This window comes from Salmonella sp. K21076, from assembly GCF_039650795.1.
Classification (GTDB): Bacteria; Pseudomonadota; Gammaproteobacteria; order Enterobacterales; family Enterobacteriaceae; genus Salmonella; species Salmonella enterica.
Window position 1 is genome coordinate 42,153 of record NZ_JBCLYA010000050.1, and the last position, 20,511, is coordinate 62,663.

Annotated in this window: 18 protein-coding genes, 1 tRNA gene and 1 pseudogene; 6 read left to right on the plus strand and 14 right to left on the minus strand. The window is 48.6% G+C overall.

Annotated elements, in window-relative coordinates:
- Window positions 1-163: 163 nt before the first annotated feature.
- The 3 genes from AAYN39_RS19060 to AAYN39_RS19070 all read left to right on the plus strand — a co-directional run bounded on the left by AAYN39_RS19060 (window position 164) and on the right by AAYN39_RS19070 (window position 2,382).
- Entirely contained in the window at window positions 164-1,177 is a 1,014-nt protein-coding gene (locus AAYN39_RS19060) for a site-specific integrase (protein WP_000449622.1), read from the plus strand.
- Between the two features lie 426 nt (window positions 1,178-1,603).
- Window positions 1,604-1,897 carry a DUF1778 domain-containing protein gene (locus AAYN39_RS19065; RefSeq protein WP_001143724.1) on the plus strand — a complete coding sequence of 98 codons (294 nt, stop codon included), beginning with the start codon at window positions 1,604-1,606 and terminating at the stop codon, window positions 1,895-1,897.
- Window positions 1,894-2,382 (plus strand): GNAT family N-acetyltransferase, encoded by a 489-nt coding sequence (locus AAYN39_RS19070; RefSeq protein WP_000622308.1) that lies wholly within the window; start codon window positions 1,894-1,896, stop codon window positions 2,380-2,382. Before AAYN39_RS19065 ends, AAYN39_RS19070 begins: the two co-directional genes overlap by 4 nt.
- A gap of 179 nt (window positions 2,383-2,561) precedes the next feature.
- Here the strand turns inward: AAYN39_RS19070 and AAYN39_RS19075 are convergent, their stop codons facing one another.
- The 4 genes from AAYN39_RS19075 to AAYN39_RS19090 all read right to left on the minus strand — a co-directional run bounded on the left by AAYN39_RS19075 (window position 2,562) and on the right by AAYN39_RS19090 (window position 7,690).
- Entirely contained in the window at window positions 2,562-3,014 is a 453-nt protein-coding gene (locus AAYN39_RS19075; protein WP_000434168.1) for a hypothetical protein, read from the minus strand.
- An 81-nt stretch (window positions 3,015-3,095) separates the two neighbouring features.
- The gene (locus AAYN39_RS19080) at window positions 3,096-3,347 is read right to left on the minus strand and encodes a hypothetical protein (RefSeq protein WP_024131240.1); all 252 of its coding nucleotides are present in this window, start codon (window positions 3,345-3,347) and stop codon (window positions 3,096-3,098) included.
- Window positions 3,348-3,650: 303 nt separating this feature from the next.
- Window positions 3,651-5,936 (minus strand): hypothetical protein, encoded by a 2,286-nt coding sequence (locus tag AAYN39_RS19085; RefSeq protein ID WP_010989300.1) that lies wholly within the window; start codon window positions 5,934-5,936, stop codon window positions 3,651-3,653.
- Between the two features lie 80 nt (window positions 5,937-6,016).
- A complete protein-coding gene (locus AAYN39_RS19090; RefSeq protein WP_010989301.1) occupies window positions 6,017-7,690 on the minus strand; it encodes a hypothetical protein in 1,674 nt (557 codons plus the stop codon).
- Between the two features lie 546 nt (window positions 7,691-8,236).
- On the opposite strand from AAYN39_RS19090, the gene AAYN39_RS19095 reads away from it, so the two are divergent.
- Both AAYN39_RS19095 and AAYN39_RS19100 read left to right on the plus strand, forming a co-directional pair.
- Window positions 8,237-8,698: a hypothetical protein gene (locus AAYN39_RS19095; RefSeq protein WP_000246267.1), complete on the plus strand. Its 462-nt coding sequence runs from the start codon at window positions 8,237-8,239 to the stop codon at window positions 8,696-8,698.
- Window positions 8,695-8,916, plus strand: coding sequence for a helix-turn-helix transcriptional regulator (locus tag AAYN39_RS19100; protein WP_000193665.1), 222 nt, complete (start codon window positions 8,695-8,697; stop codon window positions 8,914-8,916). The genes AAYN39_RS19095 and AAYN39_RS19100 overlap by 4 nt, the downstream gene beginning before the upstream one ends.
- A 392-nt stretch (window positions 8,917-9,308) precedes the next feature.
- Here AAYN39_RS19100 and AAYN39_RS19105 read toward each other — a convergent pair whose 3' ends face one another.
- Entirely contained in the window at window positions 9,309-9,503 is a 195-nt protein-coding gene (locus AAYN39_RS19105; RefSeq protein WP_162009227.1) for a hypothetical protein, read from the minus strand.
- A 269-nt stretch (window positions 9,504-9,772) separates the two neighbouring features.
- On the opposite strand from AAYN39_RS19105, the gene AAYN39_RS19110 reads away from it, so the two are divergent.
- On the plus strand, window positions 9,773-10,555 hold the full coding sequence (locus tag AAYN39_RS19110; protein WP_000511749.1) for an integrase domain-containing protein: 783 nt from the start codon (window positions 9,773-9,775) through the stop codon (window positions 10,553-10,555).
- Window positions 10,556-11,181: 626 nt separating this feature from the next.
- Here the strand turns inward: AAYN39_RS19110 and AAYN39_RS19115 are convergent.
- From AAYN39_RS19115 to aspA, 9 genes and pseudogenes are all read right to left on the minus strand, one after another.
- A pseudogene (locus tag AAYN39_RS19115) lies at window positions 11,182-11,451 on the minus strand (integrase); the annotation flags it as partial.
- 84 nt (window positions 11,452-11,535) lie between these two features.
- Window positions 11,536-12,726, minus strand: coding sequence for an SH3 domain-containing protein (locus tag AAYN39_RS19120; RefSeq protein WP_000975155.1), 1,191 nt, complete (start codon window positions 12,724-12,726; stop codon window positions 11,536-11,538).
- A gap of 310 nt (window positions 12,727-13,036) precedes the next feature.
- Window positions 13,037-14,296 (minus strand): integrase arm-type DNA-binding domain-containing protein, encoded by a 1,260-nt coding sequence (locus AAYN39_RS19125; RefSeq protein WP_000954536.1) that lies wholly within the window; start codon window positions 14,294-14,296, stop codon window positions 13,037-13,039.
- A 159-nt stretch (window positions 14,297-14,455) separates the two neighbouring features.
- A tRNA-Phe gene (locus AAYN39_RS19130) sits at window positions 14,456-14,531 on the minus strand.
- 115 nt (window positions 14,532-14,646) lie between these two features.
- Complete coding sequence (locus AAYN39_RS19135) at window positions 14,647-15,222, minus strand: transcriptional regulator (protein WP_001188506.1); 576 nt, start codon at window positions 15,220-15,222, stop codon at window positions 14,647-14,649.
- 36 nt (window positions 15,223-15,258) lie between these two features.
- A complete protein-coding gene (locus AAYN39_RS19140; protein WP_000068881.1) occupies window positions 15,259-16,962 on the minus strand; it encodes a protein-disulfide reductase DsbD in 1,704 nt (567 codons plus the stop codon).
- Window positions 16,938-17,285 carry a divalent cation tolerance protein CutA gene (gene cutA / locus AAYN39_RS19145; protein WP_000887832.1) on the minus strand — a complete coding sequence of 116 codons (348 nt, stop codon included), beginning with the start codon at window positions 17,283-17,285 and terminating at the stop codon, window positions 16,938-16,940. Before cutA ends, AAYN39_RS19140 begins: the two co-directional genes overlap by 25 nt.
- Before the next feature lie 120 nt (window positions 17,286-17,405).
- Window positions 17,406-18,707 (minus strand): anaerobic C4-dicarboxylate transporter DcuA, encoded by a 1,302-nt coding sequence (gene dcuA, locus AAYN39_RS19150; RefSeq protein WP_000637594.1) that lies wholly within the window; start codon window positions 18,705-18,707, stop codon window positions 17,406-17,408.
- A 114-nt stretch (window positions 18,708-18,821) separates the two neighbouring features.
- Window positions 18,822-20,258 (minus strand): aspartate ammonia-lyase, encoded by a 1,437-nt coding sequence (aspA, locus tag AAYN39_RS19155; protein WP_000069440.1) that lies wholly within the window; start codon window positions 20,256-20,258, stop codon window positions 18,822-18,824.
- Between the last annotated feature and the right edge of the window lie 253 nt (window positions 20,259-20,511).

Sequence of the window (20,511 nt, forward strand, 5' to 3'; positions counted from 1 at the left end):
AATAAAATGTAACAAAATAAATATAAGAAAAGTCTTAAAAAACCATCAGTTCCTGTAACAAATTGAAATATTTTTCCGTTGTCATGTGCATGAAATTACGGGAATTTAAATCCACACAAGCTGTGTGTGTATTAATAATAAAAGCTCAATAGCGGTGATAAAAATGGAAACAAATATTACCTGGCAACAATTGATAGATGAATATTTCTTCGCAAAACCTCTGCGCTCAGCATCTGAATGGAGTTACACCAAAGTCTTCAAATCATTTGTACATTATATGGGGCCGTTAAGCTGCCCTAATGATGTGACATATCACAAAGTGCTTGCCTGGCGCCGTTTTCTTTTAAAAGAGAAAAAGCTGTCCGGACGTACCTGGAATAACAAGGTGGCGCATATGCGGGCCATCTTTAACTACGGAATACAGCGAGGGTTACTGCACTATGACGAAAATCCGTTTAACAATTCGGTAGTTAAACCGGACAAGAAGAGAAAGAAAACGCTCACTCAGGCACAGATTGAGTATGCCTATCAGATCATGGAGCAGTATGAAAATCAGGAGAATACAGGGCTGGGACTGAAATATTCCCGCTGCGCCTTATTTCCTGCATGGTTCTGGCTCACTGTCCTGGATACGCTCTATTACACAGGGATACGTCAGAACCAGTTATTACATATTCGGCTGAATGATGTTGATTTGAGAGAAGGGCAGATTCGGCTGATTACGGAGGGGTGTAAAAATCACAAAGAACACTATGTGCCGGTGATCAGTTTTCTGCGTCCACGGCTGACCTGTTTAATGGAGAAAGCGCAGAGCGAAGGATTGAAAGGTAATGACCGCCTGTTCAATATTGCACTTTTTACCGGCAAAGATCCCGCCATTGGCGATGACATGGATTCTCCTCAGGTAAGAGCATTCTTCCGTCGTCTGTCCAAGGAGTGTCAGTTTGCGATCAGTCCTCATCGTTTCAGACACACGCTGGCCACGGAGATGATGAAAATGCCGGAACAGAATCTGCATATGGCGCAAAGTGTGCTGGGTCATTCAAACATGAAATCCACGCTGGAGTATGTGGAGAATGATATTGCAGTGATGGGGAGGGCTCTGGAAGCGCAGTTTATGCAGATTAAGGCAGCACATGCCCGAAGCATTTACAGTGGGTTGACAAAGAATAGATAAGCTGTAACGATATCGGGTGATCGAGAAAAGGGAACTTGCGCCAACAAGTTCCCTTACTTGAGAAACCCAAAAATCCATCTCGATGTGTAGACTGACCTGCTACATCGATTGTCCTTTCGGGTTCCACGTAACGTCCGTTAAGGTTCTCAAGCCCTAACCAACGTACTTTGATAAGAGTGGTGCCCGGACTCGGGAGCATTCAGCTATCTATTAAATTGAATTCCGTCATAAATCCGTTTTTGACGAATTGTCAAGACCCTGAGCGTGACCCGTATTTTTACTTGTAAATCAAAATAGTGGCTTTTGAGGTATAAAAACTTGTTCGGTTCGATGCACTGGTTCGATTCCCTTTAAATCTATCGTAATGACATCTGCGTTACGCGTGTTGTATACTTAATATCCACAGAAACACAAGAGGACAACACCATGCCAGTCGCAAACAGTATGGCGATGAAACGCGAAACCCTGAACCTGCGCATCAAGCCCGCCGAGCGCGATCTTATCGATCGGGCTGCAAAAGCCAGAGGGAAAAACTGCACAGACTTTGTGCTAGAAGCTGCCCGCGCCGCCGCCGAGGAAGCGCTGATCGAGCAACGCATCATTATGGCCGATCCAGAGGCTTATCAGGCATTTCTGATCCGTCTGGATCAGGCTCCTGCGCCAAACGATGCGTTGCGTAAAACCATGCAGACTCCTGCACCGTGGGAGCAGGAAAAATGATCTCCGCCCCTGAACCGCTTCATGCCGGGCATATTCTTACCCCCTTCTGCTGCGGTGTGGATTCAATGGATAACTGGCTAAAACAGCGGGCGATGAAAAATCAGGTAACTGGCGCATCCCGTACCTTTGTGTGTTGCGGCAGCGATTCTGACGTACTGGCGTATTATTCGCTGGCGTCCAGCGCGGTAACGACAAACACCGCCCCCGGTCGCTTTCGTCGCAATATGCCCGATCCGATCCCGGTTGTGGTGCTGGGCCGTCTGGCGGTGGATCGGTCGCTACATGGGCAGGGCGTAGGTCGGGCGCTGGTGAGGGATGCCGGGCTGCGGGTGATTCAGGTGGCGGAAACTATCGGTATTCGCGGGATGCTGGTCCATGCCCTGTCGGATGAAGCGCGGGAGTTTTACCTGCGGGTGGGGTTTGAGCCGTCGCCGATGGATCCGATGATGTTGATGGTGACGTTGGGGGATTTGGTTCATGCCTGATTGGTATTATTTGGTGCCAATAAGATGGTTGTTTTATGAATCAAATTATCAATGATATATTGTTGCTCGGCATGTCCGCTGTCTGAAGTCATCAGGTATCTTCAGTGTTTAATGTGAAGTAAAATAAGATCTGCGCACAACCTCAAACATTATTTTAATGCTTGAGGTTTGATTACAATTCAAAAGTTAAAAATTAACTTCATCCGGGGAAAAAGATTAGAAAAAAAGACCAAGAAACTAATAGAATAGAAAATATAACACACAATAAATATTGGTGAGGTTTTTAAAACTGGCTTAATTGCTTTTCTATATTTTTCAACTAATCCCAGATCATATAGCCTGGCTTTCCTGGAGTCTCCTATTAAGTTACTATCAATATCCTTTGCTATGTCTTCTTCTATTTTATGAAACGCTCTTTTTTCTGTCATGTCCTGTTTGGAATTAAATATAAATATGCAGAATAACAAGATTGCCGCGATAACTTGAATTAGTGGTATATTTACGCTCCAACATCCAAGAGTTGAAATAAATAACCAAATCCCTTGTGAGTTTGCCTGAGATCTAAATTCATCAATATGTTTACTATAATTCTTGATATGTTCTAATATAGCGTCATTTTTACATTGTTCCATACAATTATTTCCATTGTAGACATTTAAAATCATCAGAAGAAAAGCAGCTACATGTAGCTGCCTATAGATATAAAGACGCTGTCATTTCCGCCCTTTATTGGCTTGGGAAAGAACTGAAGCAGCAAGCGTCTTTGTTTGGTCATTATATTTAGGGCTATTTAAAACTTTTGAGGCTGTAGTCTCCATTTCCCCACCCGTTTGGTTTGAAGTCCCAGATTGGGATAAAGCAGATCCGGCTAAACTTTTCTGAATAGCTGAAGCATTAGGATCTTTCAGCACTTGAGCTGCTTGTGATGCAATCGTTGAGGAGGTTTTCTTAGTATTATTTGGCATATGTATTAGCACCTATGTAGAGTTACAGTTTTGAGCATGTAGTATCATTTTTTAATAAAACATGCCATATGTTGTATATACTGTATTCATATACAGTTATGAGATCAAGCCAAATAATTTGATATATATCAAATCATGGTTATATTATGTTTAAAACATAAGAGCTACAAAGCAAACAAAATAAAGGAATCCAGTTTTCCAGATGGCCAATGGTATTCACTTGGTGGCATGGTAATACTTACGGTGTTTTGTTGGCTCTCGCTAATTAACCCGATCTCTGGTTAATTAGCGAGAGCTATATTGCTAACGTTGGTGGCCACCGTTCCGTGAAACATCTAAAACGAAAACATCAATTAAATCACGGAGATCAGCCGGTAGTACTGCTTCAATACTAATTTTTAGCTCCTGAGCGGTTTTAATTCCGTGGGTTTTGCGGCCAGCAACGGTTTCGCTTTCTCCAAACCATATGACAAGAAAGATACCTTGCTGTTCGGCATCAGGGTGAATGGAATAACGGTCATAGAGTTGGGCTGAAGCAGCAGAATATAACTCTCTGTGCCACTGGCCTTTGACTTCCGTAACCAGCAGCCGTCTTCTTCCTCCAATCAATTTAGATGCTGTGAAATCACTCCTGTTTTGCCCTTTCAACTGATGCTCTGGAGTTATAGCGATACCCTGAGGCTGAAGTCTTAAACTCAGGCGCTCCGCAATAATCTCTGTGGACTTTACCTCATCGAGGCGTTCATTTTTCTCATAGAAGCGATCAGCCGAGTTAAATTCCCCGCCATCAATCGCTTTCTGAAAATCATGAAGCTCCTGAAGAACTAACTGACGCAGGCCTTCAACGGTAACGACTGAATCACAATCAAGGCGTTGAACTATCTCATCTGGCGTCGGTGGTTCAAAATCTCTGAGTGCTTTTTTTCTGATCTGATCAGCGTATATGCTTTGCAACTCTTTATGTAGATTGGTGAAACGTGGATCGTTAAGAAGACGGTCCAGCACTGGTATTGCATCATCGGAAGTGTCCGAGTTTATTGACCAAATCAAATCAGTCAAAAAGCGGTAGGCTTTCTCTTCTTTAGGGCTATCACTACCCCAGCTATCAGGTAGATCAACTCGCGGCCAGTGTTCAATGAAAGCGTCTAAAATGGCTTCAACTTTAATTGAGGCGAGTTCCGGCCAGGCACGGTGCTCGCTTCGATTCATACGTCCAGAACGTTCATAAAAATGCAGTAAATTATTTTTATCAGATTTTAACCATGCCCAATAAGTATCCGCAATGTTCTCCATAAAGTAGAATTCACGTACCAGCCAGAATATTCGTTTGCGTTCAATATCCTCATTTTCTTTCGGATTGGGCCAGCCTGACATCATCTCTGAGCAACGCTCTGCAATAATCTCTTTTAAATTCTCACGATCGCCGTATTGAGCGGCAATTTCAAAAAGTGTATCGACTGAATTAAGGGATACATCGGGAAAACGACGAAGCCATTCAATGGAAAGTTTAGCGCGTGAATGACGAAAGACCTCTTGTCTACTTAATACCCCGATTTCAGGGTGAGGGCATGGCTGAGTGAGTTGGGGTTCAACGTACTGTCGGAGATATTTTTCAGCACTTTCACTATAAGGAAAAATGAGGCGGTCGATTTCAGTCTGTAGCGCATCACGTTCTTCTTTCGAAACTGAGTGGTATCCCCTGTGAATGTTCGTTCTTAAGGCTGTAAGCAACTCGATATTGACGCATTCAAGATTGCCTTCTGCACGTAGAATCTCCAGACAGGCGGCATATAAAACCGTCTCAGAATGCCTGTATTTAGATTCGCATTGCAGTGCTGCTAGTTCGGGTAGAGTGGGAACCTCGGGAGTAATAAAATCCAGACAATTTCGCAACGCTGTCCGAACCAGTTTCTCGTCACCAAATTCTAATTCAATTCTTTCCGGATGCATGAGCACAAGTTCTGCAAAACGCAGCAGGCACCGCCAGTGACGACCTCGCTCTACAATATCTCTGTTCTCATTAACAAATTTTATGTTTCTGGCGTGGATCTCTCGTTGCTTTCTGTCACGGCGTTTCATTTTTCGGCTATGTCTGAATCTCCGGAGTTGGCTTTTCTGCCCGGATAATTTCATTGCATTGTTGTATCGGGCCCATTCACGCATAAATGCGGGCTTGGAGAGGGCATGCCGACGCATTTGTGCCCGCAAATCATCAGGGCCTTGCTCTTCCTTGTTTCTGTAACGTTGGTGGTTGACAAGGAAACTCGCCCACAGGTCAACGTTATCTGCTTCAAAAGCCAGATTGAGGATAAATTTATAGTCATTCCTCCATAAATGAAGGCCTGAATGTGAGTGCAGATGCCCGTCGAACTTTTCTACTCTTGTGTTGAATATTTCATTACGATCCGTTAAAGGCCCAAATACATAGGCAATGATCCCCTGACGAAGTGTGTCATTTTCCCGAAGCACTTGTACCGATTTGCTTTGATCGGCCTGACATTGGTGATGAAAATTGAGATTACCTATCCATTGCCAGATCCTCACAGGATCAAATGGTGCTTGAGCCAGTTCAAAATAGCGATCGACCATTGAACCGACAATCTTGCTTATTCCATTACGACAATCACATTCATAGGATTCTTTCCCACAATGGCAATAAAGGTTACAGGTTAATTCGTCCAGAAGAAGTTCGAGAGTATGCAGTGAAAAACAGGAAATGAGCTTTTTAATAAAATAACGAGGCCGACCACTCTTTCGAATTGTTCTTCGTGACCGGGATAGAGATTCGCACAGACGCGGAAGAATCCAGAGAGATATCGGTGGTCGAATTTTTCGGGCCCTGTGACTTCGATGACGTTGGCTGCAATATTGAGTGAAATATTACTGGCCTCAAAAATCAAAACAGCTAAAGCGCCAATGCAATCGTATTCTTTGATATTGAGTAAGCATCTGCTTGCTAGGGTTCGAATATGTTCAGACTCATTGGGATTTAACGTAAGCTGGCTCAATTCAGGCACCAACTGACTGTTTACTGGAGAGTCTGCCAGAAGTTCTAAAATTAAATCACGTAAATGACCATCATTGCCCATCGTTAAAAGAGGCTTTATTTCCTCAACAACGTCTTGCGTGAAAAAACCAGCCGCGCTGAACCGGCGCCAGAAATCACTCCGACGAAAGTAAGGATCTGCGGCTTCAATCTCTTTGAGTTGATAGAGAAGCTGTCGTTTTGATGAGCGTTCAAGCTGCGATGGATCGCCGTTTGCGAGTACCGCATAGGCGTCAAGCTCAATAATGGATCCCTGTACCGACCTGTTGCCTAATGCTGCCATCCATCCGAGCAGACCTCTCAACTCATCTCTGGCAATACCGTTCGGTGCAATAACAGGCAAGCACTTTGGTAAAGTGAGGACATCCACAGGATCGGCTATTCGTTTAATGAGATAATCCGCTGCGCAGTATTCAGCGACAATCTTGTGGACCGGGCGGTGCTGGTCTTCCTTATCGCCGGGCTTGAAAAGCTGAGTTGACAATATGTCGTAACAGGCCGCACTGCTGCTAAACAACGCTGGCAGCATGGGATACATCCGGTTTGCCGTCACGTCGATGGTGCTGACTCCCTCTGCGCCCGACAACAGAAGTTTGGCATAAACCTCGGCAGAAAATGAAATCTTCTGTGCAACTGAAAGAGATACAGGGGCTTTCGGGATATCTGGATTGACTTCCTTAGCCAGTCGTTCGACTGCTAAAGCAAAGATTGAACGTTTGTCAGCAAATCGCCTGCCACTTTCTAAATAGGCATCGGTGAACATTTTCAGAAACTGAGGGTTTGGTAACAACATGTCTAAACTAAACCGTGTTACTTCGGTCTGGAATGCAAAGAAGTCTTCTTCTGGCGCATGGTGCTTAAAGATAGCGTGTTGCTCGTCTTGATCGAATTCTTTCAGCCTCACAACCATCGGGGAGAAACCAAGAAATTTTTCAAAAATGCTGGTACAAGCCTGTCCCCATTCGCTTGATCTACTTGACATGATTACGCGAGTCGGCTTTGATGTTCTGGCGAGAGCAAGGAGTTTATGAATACCTGATTGATCAATTCTGGCGACTTCATCAACGGCATCAATTACCAGTGCGCTATTTTCTTTATCTGCTCCTGCGTAAGCAAATACGCTGGCATTTAAGACAGTAGTGTTCAGTTTCCGAGCGAGGCTTTTCATCAGTTCCGTTTTCCCGCCGCCGGGTTCTGCTAACACAACAACGTGCGTTGATGCCGCCAGCAACTCTGTCTCTGTGTAGGTTCTGTCACCGTGCGTAAAATGACGTTCAAGATAGAAGATTGAATTCATCGTTACAAAATTTTTCGTATTGAATAGCCCAAATATTCCAGCAGAAAGGAAAGCTGCGCCTGAGTTTTCTTGCTTATATCAGAGATAGTACGGCATTTATTCTTTGTTGGTGGGATGTTTTATCAACTGTTGTACACATTATACAACTTATTGACATTAATCACATTTCGCCACAGCGATGTGCGGGCTAACAGATAATAAACCTTTCCTGTTATGGCGGTCTTGTCTGTGGAATTTTTATTTTCTGCGATCTGCTTCCAGAACCCCTCACTTGCTGCTATTGGCTAATTGCGGTATCTTTTACACGCACCTGCAAATTCAGGTGCCGGGATTAGCCTCCTGATTGACTTCATCGACGACACAAAGGCGCGTCTGCGCTTTTTTTGTGTCGTGCGTTCTGCTACATCTCAATGGTGGGCCGGGCGGGGGCGCTGCAAAGCGCGCCGGTGTCGATGAGGCCGGTAAGGCTAACCCCGTCCGGTTCCACCACCATGAGATTAGCCTCTCCGGTGGTGGTGATAAACACTGCTCATCGGAGGATGCCTTATGGCTACGACCCTCACCCAGACACACCCGCTACTCTCCGTTCCCTTCAATGCCGCCACGGATTTCACCGTACTGGCAGAACACTGCAAACAGTTCGCCGAAATCCTGATCGAACACGACGATCCCACGCTGAAAATGGCACTTTGCGGCAGGCTTAATGCCTGTCTGCAACTTCTTCAGCCCTCACTGCTTGATCCGATCCCGGAGCACATGATGGACAGCCTGATCGTTGATACGCTCCCCACCCGCTCACCGCGTTTCGATCCCGAATGTACTGAACTTTGTAACTACTGCCTTGCCCTGACGCAGGTGCTGACGGGACAGGGGCTATTACCGGAAACCAGAAATTACCTTGGCTGCCTGCTGTACGACCTGATCCATTATTTTTCTGATGAAATCACGGCCCCGCGCTGGCTGCGTACCGCTGACGGCGTGAAGTTTATTGACGAGGTGACAGCATGACGCAACAGGACTGGCATCCCGCCGACATTATCGCGGGGTTGAGAAAACGGGGCACCTCGCTGGCGGCGCTGTCCCGTCAGTCGGGGCTGGCGTCCTCAACGCTGGCAAATGCGCTGATAAGGCACTGGCCCAAAGGCGAAAGGCTGATTGCCGAAGCGTTGGGTATTGCGCCAGAGCAAATCTGGCCTTCCCACTACCGCAAGCCTGAAAATTACTAAATCGTCTCTCCCGATCTTCTGATGGCTTTGCTGTCAGAAGATCGGGAGAAGGCAAGCGAAGCGCGGCAGTTCAGGCTCGCAAATAATCTTTTTGACGTACAAACAGTTTTTCCTTTCTGCGCCAGCGGCACTGGCGTAGTCTCCCTCCTGCTCCATGCTGTCGTCGACAGCGCCCAACGCTTCACAACCTGAAAGAAGCGCCTGTTATCAGGACGGTTGATCCGTTTACCGGTGCAGACCTCTGCAAACACCGGGTCGCAGAACATCGCGACGGAGGCCCGAGTTTTAACACTATATGTCCTTTACTGCGCCAGCCTGCTGGTCTGAATCTGCTCCGCGCCGAAATTTTCCCGGCTAACCTGTATCTGCTGACACCCTCTGCGCCTTTTACCTTACGGACTGCGGCCTGCAAAGACAGCAGGCTTTGCTGCTGCGTGGTCGTAAAACTGCACCAACGATAAATTTTCAGACACTGCACCAGTCCAGTGCGTCACTTTAACCGCGTAAAGCGGGAAAGTGACGCACGCAGCCTTTTCGACCTGCACCAGACAACTCAACTGCGCCAGCTCATGGCTGGATTCTGACACTGCCTTTTCAGGCCATTTTACCCATAAGGAGAACATGAGCCGATACCGAGGCGGATCCGGACGATCCGGGGGATAACCCGCACAAGCGGGCGGCTGCTCTGAGAGCACAACCGAAGCCCCACCACACCTCAACGGCTGCCGCCCCGGCGCTCAGGTATCGTTCGCAGCCCCGACAAAAAAACAGGGGCTATCGGCCTGTGCGCCGGGGAAAGCGGTATCAGTGTTGGTTTTTTGGGATGAGTTTGCGGCAATCATGAAAGGGGGAAAATATGGGGATTCTGGCGCAGGAAATGAAGCGGCTTGCACAACAGGCGGGCGGCAGCCATAAGACCGTTCACGATCGCATTAAGCTGGCGCAGGGCATCACGAAGCGTTCCCTGCAAAACGAGATGGCGGCGGTACGTTGCATTCTGAAACAGGCCGGGCGTGACAGGCTGGCGCAGAGTGAGCGGCTGAACAACCGTTCTCTTGGTCTGTCTGGCGCATCCCGCAACGGTACAAAGCTGGCTATCACGCCGGAGCACTATCGTGACGTGCTGGAGACAGCCCGTGTAAAAGATCCGGGGATGGCGGCAGCGCTGGAACTCTCAAAGCTGATGGGATTACGCTCGCAGGAGGCGGTGCAGAGCGTACAGTCGCTGAAAACGTGGCGGCAGGCGCTGGATCGTGGTGACACCCGCTTAACCGTAGTGTTTGGCACCAAAGGCGGGCGACCCCGCGAGACGATTATTCTTGATGCGGTAGCAGTCAGAAAAGCGCTGGATAATGCGCTGGCTGTGGCAGAAGATCGTCACGACAGGCTGATAGATAAGCCGGATCTGAAAACCGCGATGAAATACTGGCACAGTCAGGCGTCACGTCTCGGCTTAACGGGCGCATATTCCCCGCACTCGTTGCGCTATGCGTGGGCGCAGGATGCGATCCGTCATTATCTGGCGCAGGGATTTAGTGAGAAGGAAGCGCTGGCAATGACGGCGATGGATTTGGGGCACGGCGACGGACGCGGACGGTATGTGGCGCAGGTTTACGGGAGAAAGGATGGTGGTGATTGATAGCTTCAGACTTGCAATATGAGGTTATCCATCGGTTTTCGTACAAAAAATTTTGGGGGCAAAATTTTTTGTACGGTTTCCTTTTAATAACGATGTTTCTAAATGGTCTAGCCTATTAACAGGCTTCTGGTGCAGCATTCCGTTATTTTTTTCTGGTGATTGTGCCAGCAAAAGGGAAAAGGCCAGATAAAGGTAAAGGGCGGCTAAGGGTAACAGCGCCAGACCGGAAAAGGCCAAAGGGCTTAAAAGGATAAAGCTGGCGCAGATCGGTATTTATCCGGTGGTATCTGGCGCAATCCTGACATAGACAGGCGACGGCAGACTGGTGCAGATAAACGATGACACTGAACTGGTGCAGTTATGGCGTATCGGCAAATCAGTTTCTGGTGCAGATTGTCTGGCTGCTATCGCCTGAAATTATTCTCCTCAAATAATTTTCTATATTTACCTATTGATTCGCGAAATATTGATAGATTTTCGTACAAAATTATTCTACGTAGAATAATTTTGTACGCTTTCCTATTAACAACCAAAAAATGCAAGGTAATTCCTTTCAATACAAAAAGCAGATTCGGATTCAATCAGGATCTGCTTTTTCATTATCAACAAATTATATTGCCGCTGGCTCAGGCCGCCTTATGCCGCTGCGCATAAATATAGGGCGCAACGTACCCCTCGCGGCTCATGTCGAGATAATCCGACCACCACTGCATCATCTCCATACGCGCTTCCAGATGCTCCGCTTTATGTACATATGCCGCACGCACGCCGTTGCGCTCCTTGTGGCTCATCTGGCGCTCGATGGCGTCCTTAGACCACAGCGCAGACTCGTTCAGGGCGCTACAGGCCATTGTGCGGAAGCCATGACCACAGACTTCGGTTTTGGTGTCGTAACCACCCGATCTGCACTTAGAAGTCGGGTGGCTAAAAGTATTTTATACTTATTCATTAGGAATGAGAATTCATTCAAATTTTATGACTTAATGATTTATTGCTTTTGTATAGGAACGATTGACCCAACCATAGATCTTTTGTTCTCCGAATGACAGTTGTACATATAACCATTTCCTGTCACTTTTATCGATAACGATCACGGGAGTATATTTTTCCAACTTAACCAATACATCGCCTTGCATTGATGGTGTGTTCCGTAATCGGACATTTTCTCCAGTAATTATTCTTATGTGTTTTAATGTGCTAATGTCAACTTCGCGGGGTAACTGTTTTGTTAATTCTTTAAAATGAGTTCTTGGTGATATAGATTTACTAACATATTGTTGCGCTTGTTCCATTAAATTCATTGCTAATTCTTTGTTTTTATCCACAACGACTGAATACATGGTGGTTACAAGATAAATGATGATGAGTTGTACTAATAATGGTAATTTTCTAAAGTTTGAAGTTATAGGGCTTTTTTCGATATAATTTTTTAATTTTGTTAATGCGTCAGGCTCTTTTACTTCTACTGCATGGATATTTGTTGCAATAATTGCTGCACCTTGAGGTGAGCGTGAAAATAGAATGGCCGCTTCCTGTAATGTTTGAATTTCGGTTGCATCTAATTTTTCTAATTGTTTAGCAATGCTTGTAGCGAAATAATTTTCGTTGAATATCCCCCCCTGCTTTTTGAAAAGAGCGGTAATGCCCGAGTCCTGCACCAGCTTCTGAGCTGCGAATGCGCTGCTGACAGCGGTACTGGCAAAAAGTGATTCATGGCTTTTCAGGAAAGCGGCAACGCTGGAGCCCTGTGCCAGCTTCTGAGTTGCGAATGCGCTGCTGACAGCGGTACCGGCAAGAAGTGATTCATGGTTTTTCAGGAAAGCGGCAGCGCTGGAGCCCTGTGCCAGCTTCTGAGTTGCGAATGCGCTGCTGACAGCGGTACCGGCAAGAAGTGATTCATGGTTTTTCAGGAAAGCAGCAGCGCTGGAGCCCTGTGCCGGCTTCTGAGTTGCGAATGCGCTGCTGACAGCGGTACCGGCAAGAAGTGATTCATGGTTTTTCAGGAAAGCGGCAGCGCTGGAGCCCTGTACCAGCTTGTGAGCTGGGGATGCACTGCCAATAGCGGAAAACACTGTGTTCTGGAGTTTATTTTCACTCATAATTGAGGGCTTGGATGGTAAGCCAGTTCCATTCTCATTATTGTTGAGCAGTGTTTTTTTCTCTTTCATCATTTCACATCCTGAATGACGGATTTTTATTGATAATATAAGGTTTTTTCAATTTATCGTATAGGACATAACACTGTGTGGGCAATCATTCGTTTGGAGATACATTAGTACTAAGCACTGCAAAAGATGTTCATCTGAATGAGCCATTTTGTATTAATAGGTTTTCGTACAAAAATATTCTACGTAGAATATTTTTGTAGGCTTTCCTATTAACAATCAAAAAATTGAAGTTAAATCCTTTCAATACAAAAAGCAGATCCGGATTCAATCAGGATCTGCTTTTTCATTATCAACAAATTATATTGCCGCTGGGTCAGGCAGCCTTATGCCGCCGCGCATAAATATACGGCGCGACGTACCCCTCGCGGCTCATGTCGAGATAATCCGACCACCACTGCATCATCTCCATACGCGCTTCCAGATGCTCCGCCTTATGCACATACGCCGCCCGCACGCCGTTGCGCTCCTTGTGGCTCATCTGGCGCTCGATGGCGTCCTTAGACCACAGTGCGGATTCGTTCAGGGCGCTACAGGCCATCGTTCTGAATCCGTGACCGCAGACTTCGGTTTTGGTGTCGTAACCAATCACGCGCAGCGCCTTGTTGATGGTGTTTTCACTCATCGGCTTGTTCATTGAGTGAGCACCCGCAAAAACAAATACCGACTCTCCGGTAATTTCCTTTATCTGCTCCAGCAGGGCGACAGCCTGCGCAGATAGCGGCACCAGATGCTCATCCTTCATCTTTGCGCCACGCTCTGAGAAACGCACGTTCTTCACCGCTTCCCGCTTTGCTGGCACCGTCCAGATACGAGCTTTCAGGTTGAACTCATCCCAGCGGGCGAGGCGTAACTCACTGGAGCGCAGGAAAACGTGCAGATTCAACTCCAGCGCCAGACGGGTCAGTTCCCGCCCTTTGTAGCCATTAATCTTGTCCAGCAGCTCCGGCAGGCGTTTCAGGGGCAGGGCGGGGTGATGTTGGGTCACAACAGGGGTCACGACGCCATCCAGATCGTAAGCCGGATTATATTTAATCGTTCCCTGCTGTACGGCATGACGCATGATTTTGGTCAGATGCTGGCGCACCCGCCCGGCAACGTCATGCACGCCCTTATCGTCGATGGATTTAACAAGCTGCGCCAGATGGCGGGTTTCAACCTCTGCAATGTCCATTGCGCCAATATCGGGGAAGACGTAGCGCTTCAGGCAGGTCAGGATCTTGTCCGCGTGGTCTTCTGACCACAGCTTAAGACAACTGGAGTGCCACGCCGTGGCGATGTACTGAAAGGTGCGCGTACCGTCAACGGCGGCTTTTTCCGCCTTGCGGGGCAGAGAAGGGCAAACGCCGGATACCAGCAGCTTACGCGCCGCATCGCGCTTTTCGCGGGCTTCCGCCAGCGTAACCTGCGGATAGGGGCCGAAGGCCAGACGATTTTCCTTACCTTCAAAACGGTAGCGGAAATACCATAGCTTTGAACCACTGGTGGATACCGTCAGGTACAGACCTTGTGCATCAGTGAGTTTATAGGATTTTGCGAGGGGTTTCGCGGCGCGGATCTTGCTGTCAGTCAACATGAGGGCCTCTCCGTTCATCGAACTGAATGAACCCTCAACCTGACCCCTAATTTTCCGGATACGTAGGGATAAATCAAAACGCATCTGGAAAGATTTTTACGCTAACTTATTGAATTACATACATATTGGAATTCATAGGGAAGCATAAAAAAGGAAAGGTGGTGCCCGGACTCGGAATCGAACCAAGGACACGGGGATTTTCAATCCCCTGCTCTACCGACTGAGCTATCCGGGCAACGGGGCGCATTAAACCGTAAAGGGGCGCGGTCGTCAACGGCTTTACACGAAAAAAGTGATAAAAGCGCGCTGACTGCCTGCTTTTCAGGCAAAATGCATAAAATCAGTACCCGTCAGGTGAGCGCTCCACCCTGACGGCACTGTGCAAAACGCAGAATATCTTCCGCCAACCGCTGAGCGGTATCTACATCAGCCTGACTGCGGTTGACCAGCATTCGGCTGAGACAACCTTCCAGCACCAGTTCCATCTGCCTTGCAACCATCGCCGGATCGTCAATTTCCAGCGTGGTCAGTAGCCCATGGGTAAAATCATGTGCCGCGCGTTTTTGTTGATTAGCCAGTTGGTGAATAGGATGGGTTGGGTCGGGATAAAACGTACAGGCGGCAATGAACAAGCAACCAGGATAACGGTTATTACTGACACATTCCGAAAGCGCGCTGTAGCGTGCCAGTAGCTTTTGTTCAGCAGAAAACGTCTCATCAAGAAGAAGCTGGCGTCGCCAGATATCTACCTGCTGACTCAGATAACGTAGCGCGTCATATAAAATGGCTTCTTTATCTGGCCAGAAACGCTGTAATGTGTCGAGTGGGCGATTTACGCGCTCCGCCACCATTTCCAGCGTAGTATCGGCTATCCCTTGCGTCTCCAGTAATTTCAGGGCTTCTCCCAGAATATCTTCACGTTGCACGGTATTCTCCTCCGTCTTTGCTTTTGCAAGTGTCGCTCATGGTTGGCGATCGTGCAAATGCGCGCTAAAGGTGGCGGCGTCCATAAAGCCGGTGACTCGCGCTTGCGGCTGTTCCTGGCCTTGGGCATCAAAGAACAGAATGGTGGGCAGCCCGAGAACTTGCAGATGCTTTAACAGCGCGACGTCCTGCGCATTGTTAGCGGTGACGTTAGCCTGCAAGAGCACCGTGTCGCCGAGCACCTGCTGGACCCTCGGATCGCTGAAGGTATACTTTTCAAACTCTTTACAGGCCACGCACCAGTCGGCGTAGAAATCCAGCATAACGGGTTTGCCTTTGGCCTGCGCCAGCGCCTGATTGAGTTCATCCACGGTAGAAATAGCCGTGAAATTGAGGTGCGCTGGAGCTTGCGCGGATGGCGATCCGAATGCCCAATCTTGTAGAGGCCGCACGCTAATGAGCGCTGCCGCCAGCAGGATAATCTGTACGATACGCATCCACGCTCGTCTGGCCTGAAGGCTGGTGATAAAGGCCCAACCAAAGAAAGCGACGCCCAGCAGCGACCACAGACGTAAACCCCAAGCCTCGCCAATAATCCGCTCCAGTAAAAAGACCGGTAACGCGAGGATCACGAAACCAAAAGCGGTTTTAACATGCGCCATCCACGGGCCGCTTTTCGGTAGCAGACGGTTGCCAAACACGGTGACCAGCATTAGCGGCAGACCCATACCTAATGCATACAAATACAGCGTACCGCCGCCCAGCCACATGTTGCCGCTCTGAGCGATATAAAGCAGGATCGCGCTTAATGGCGCTGTGGTACAGGGCGAGCAAATTAATCCTGCAATCGCCCCCATAACAAAAACACCGCCGGGCGAGCCGCCTTGCTGACGATTACTCATTAATGTCAGCCGGGTTTGCAGTGAGGAGGGGAGCTGTAGTGTGAACAGGCCAAACATCGACAACGCAAGCAGGGTGAACACGATGGCAAGGCCGATTAACACATAAGGGTGCTGCAGCGCCGCCTGAAACTGTAATCCCGCCGCGGCGACGACCAGACCCAGTGCGGTATAGGTCAGCGCCATCCCTTGTACATAGATAAAGGCCAGCAGCAGTGCGCGCCCCGTCGACAAACGTTGCCTTCCCCCCAGGACAATACCGGAAATCAGCGGATACATAGGTAAAACGCAGGGCGTAAAGGCGATGCCTATGCCGATCAGTAGCGCCCAGAGCGCAGAAAAAGGTAGCTGGGCGGCGGGTTTTGACGTCTCACCCGTCTGGGTGACAGCAGGCGTCGGCGTGGCGTCTATTGCCGCGGCGACTTCACTTAGCGGCACCGTTTTCGTTTCCGGCGGATAACAGAATCCCGCATCGGCGCACCCCTGGTACGTTATCGTTAATGTCGCGCCAGCCGCCGCCTGGTTAACCGTTACCGGAACGTTTAGCCGCTTACGGTAGATTTCGCTTTTTCCGTAGAATTCATCTTCATGCCAGACGCCTGCCGGGAGTTGGACTGCGGCGATATCCGCTTTCGTCGGCGTGATACTGATTTGTTTACGGTAAAGGTAGTAACCCTCTTTTACCTGCCAGGAGAGGGTAAGATCGTGTTGATTTTGCTGAAAATCAAAAACAAACGCCCGGTCGGCAGGGACGAACTGCGAGCGACCCGGCGCGTCGAATAATCCGGCGAAGGCGGATGTGCTGCACAGCAGCAGGATCAGCGTAAAGATGCGTTGAGCCATGAGAGGTAATCAGTATCTCCGTGAGTAACAGGTAAAACCAGAAGTTCAGGCGTTTGATACGGGTGATGAGACTTCAGGCAGTCGATAAGCGCTTGCTGATGTGAAACGGTGGTTTTTAAGATCATTTGAACTTCATACTCCTGCTCCAGTTTGCCTTCCCAGTAGTACAGCGATGTCGCGCCGGGGAGGAGGGTGGCGCAGGCGGCCAGTTTTTCCGCCAGCACTTTGGCGGCCAGATCCTGGGCGGTAGCTTCATCCGGGGCGGTACAAAGCACCACAACAGCCTCGGGGATGGAAATATCCTGACTCTTAACATCAAGCATAAACACCTCGAAAGAACAAAAAGACCCGCAAGTGAACGGTCACTATACAACGGACGAGGGCAGGATGTTAGTCAAAGGGCGGGAGAATGCGGGGCGTGATACGCCCCGCGGGTGAAACACTTACAGCATAAAGCTGCCCAGCAGGAAGCCGGAGCAGATAGCCAGAACGACGCCCAGGGTGCCTGGGATGAAGAACGGGTGGTTAAAGACGAATTTACCGATACGGGTTGTACCGGTGTCATCCATCTGTACCGCCGCAACCAGAGTCGGGTAGGTCGGCAAAATGAACAGGCCGGAAACGGCGGCGAAGGAAGCGACTGCCGTCAGCGGAGAGACGTTCAGCGCCAGCGCCATCGGCATCAGCGCTTTCGCCGTTGCCGCCTGAGAGTAGAGCAGCGCGGAAGCAAAGAAGAAGATGACGGCCAGCAGCCACGGATGCCCCTGGATGACGCTACCCGCAGTGTCTTTGATCCAGTCGATGTTAGCGGATACGAAGGTATCGCCCAGCCACGCCACGCCCAGAATACAAATACAGGCGCTCATCCCTGCTTTAAAGGTACTGGAGTTGAGGATGGCGTCAGTTTCCACTTTACACAGGATGGTGGTCAGCGTTGCGACGCTCAACATGATGATCAAAATAGCGTTGGTGGTGTTCATCAGCGGTTTCTCAACCAGGCCGAGGCTCGGACTGTTGACAATCGCATAAACAACCACGCAGATAACGCCCAGCAGGAACAGCCAGACGGAATTTTTTGCCATCGGTTTGATTTCAATCTGCTTTTCACCACGCAGTTCAATCAGCCCTTCTTCCAGACGCTTGCGGTAAATCGGGTCGTCCGACAGTTTGGAGTTGAACAGCATCGTGACCAGGAAGGACATCACCAGCACCGCCAGCAGCGTAGAGGGGATAACCACGGACAGCAGGTGAATGTAGCTAATGCCATGACCTTCCATAACAGAAGACATATACACCACAGCCGCAGAAATCGGCGAGGCGGTAATCGCAATCTGCGCGGATACCACGGCGGTTGAGAGCGGACGGCAAGGTTTGATTCCCTGCTCCTTCGCGACTTCAGCAATAACCGGCAGCGTTGCCAGGGAAATGTTCCCGGTACCAGCAAAAATAGTCAGGAAATAGGTCACAATCGGTGCGAGGATAGTGATGTATTTCGGGTTCTTACGCAGCAGTTTTTCTGTCTGGTTTACCAAATAATCCAGACCGCCCGCGACCTGCATAGCAGAGATCGCGGCGATAACCGCCATGATGATGGAAATGACATCGAATGGAATTGTCCCTGGCTTCACGCCGATGGCGGCAAGTACCAGAACACCCAGCCCACCTGCGAATCCAATACCGATGCCCCCAAGTCTGGCGCCCAAAAAGATTGCCAGCAAAACAATGATAAGTTCGACAACTATCATATTAGCCTTCCTTGTTGTTTAACAAGTTGATATTAAATTGTTGTTATTTGGTAACTTCTTGTAAGAAAAAAGGCACGTCATCGTGACGTGCCTCTTTGGTACTACCCTGTACGATTACTGTTCGCTTTCATCAGTATAACGTTTAGCTTTATAAGCCGGGTGCATCAAGTTCTGTACGGAGAAAATATCGTCCAGCTCGGCTTCCGTTAACAGGCCGCGCTCTAGCACAACTTCACGTACGCTCTTACCGGTTTCAGCACAGATTTTACCGACGATGTCGCCGTTGTGGTGGCCGATGAACGGGTTGAGGTAAGTGACGATACCGATGGAGTTATAAACGTACCCTTCGCACACTTCTTTATTCGCGGTAATGCCGTTAACGCATTTTTCCAGCAGGTTGTAGCACGCGTTGCTCAGAATGTGGATGGATTCGAACATCGCCTGACCGATAACCGGCTCCATAACGTTCAACTGCAACTGACCGGCTTCCGCCGCCATCGTAACGGTGGTGTCGTTACCGATGACTTTAAAGCATACCTGGTTTACGACTTCCGGTACTACCGGGTTCACTTTGGCTGGCATGATGGAAGAGCCCGCCTGCAGTTCCGGCAGGTTGATCTCGTTCAGGCCGGCACGAGGACCAGAAGAGAGCAAGCGCAGGTCGTTACAGATTTTGGACATCTTCACTGCCAGACGTTTCAGCGCGCTGTGAACCATAACATACGCGCCACAGTCAGATGTCGCCTCAATCAGATCTTCAGCCGGAACACAGGCGAAACCAGTGACTTCAGCCAGTTTTTTCACCGCCAGCGGAGAGTATTCTTTCGGCGTGTTCAGACCAGTACCGATTGCCGTTGCGCCAAGGTTGACTTCCAGCAGCAGCTCAGCAGTACGCTCGATGCTTTTCACTTCTTCTTTCAGCAGAATGCTGAACGCACGGAATTCTTGACCAAGCGTCATCGGTACGGCGTCCTGCAACTGGGTACGACCCATTTTCAGGATGTCCTGGAATTCAACCGCTTTACGTTCGAAACCTTCACGCAACTGGTTGATGGCATCGATCAGTTTGACGATAGAGGCGTAAACCGCTACACGGAAGCCTGTCGGATAGGCGTCGTTAGTGGATTGACATTTATTCACGTGGTCGTTCGGGTTCAGGTACTGATATTCACCTTTCTGATGACCCATCAGTTCCAGCCCGATGTTGGCCAGCACTTCGTTGGTATTCATGTTGACGGAAGTGCCCGCGCCGCCCTGGTAGACATCTACCGGGAACTGGTCCATGCACTTACCGTTGTTAAGGACTTCATCACATGCGGCAATGATGGCATTCGCCACACTCTTAGGAATGGTTTGCAGCTCTTTGTTGGCCAGCGCCGCCGCTTTTTTTACCATAACCATGCCACGCACAAATTCAGGGATGTCGCTGATTTTGTTATTGCTAATGTAGAAGTTTTCAATCGCTCTCAGAGTGTGAACACCATAGTAGGCTTCAGCTGGAACTTCCCTGGTACCCAACAGATCTTCTTCGATACGAATGTTGTTTGACATGTGAACCTTCTTTTTCAAGCTGCCAATGATTTTTACTTTAAAACACACAGGATATATGTGATTTCGAATGTTTTCTGACCGACGATTATCCCCTCCATCGGCCTGATAAACGAGATCATATGCTGGTTCAGAATTCCTACCGTAATCTGGATCACTTAAAGTGTGGGAATTTACCCCTTATTTATTATTTTGTGAAATAGGTCACCGCTTTAGTATTACTACCTAAAATAGGTGTACAAACCACTTGAAATTT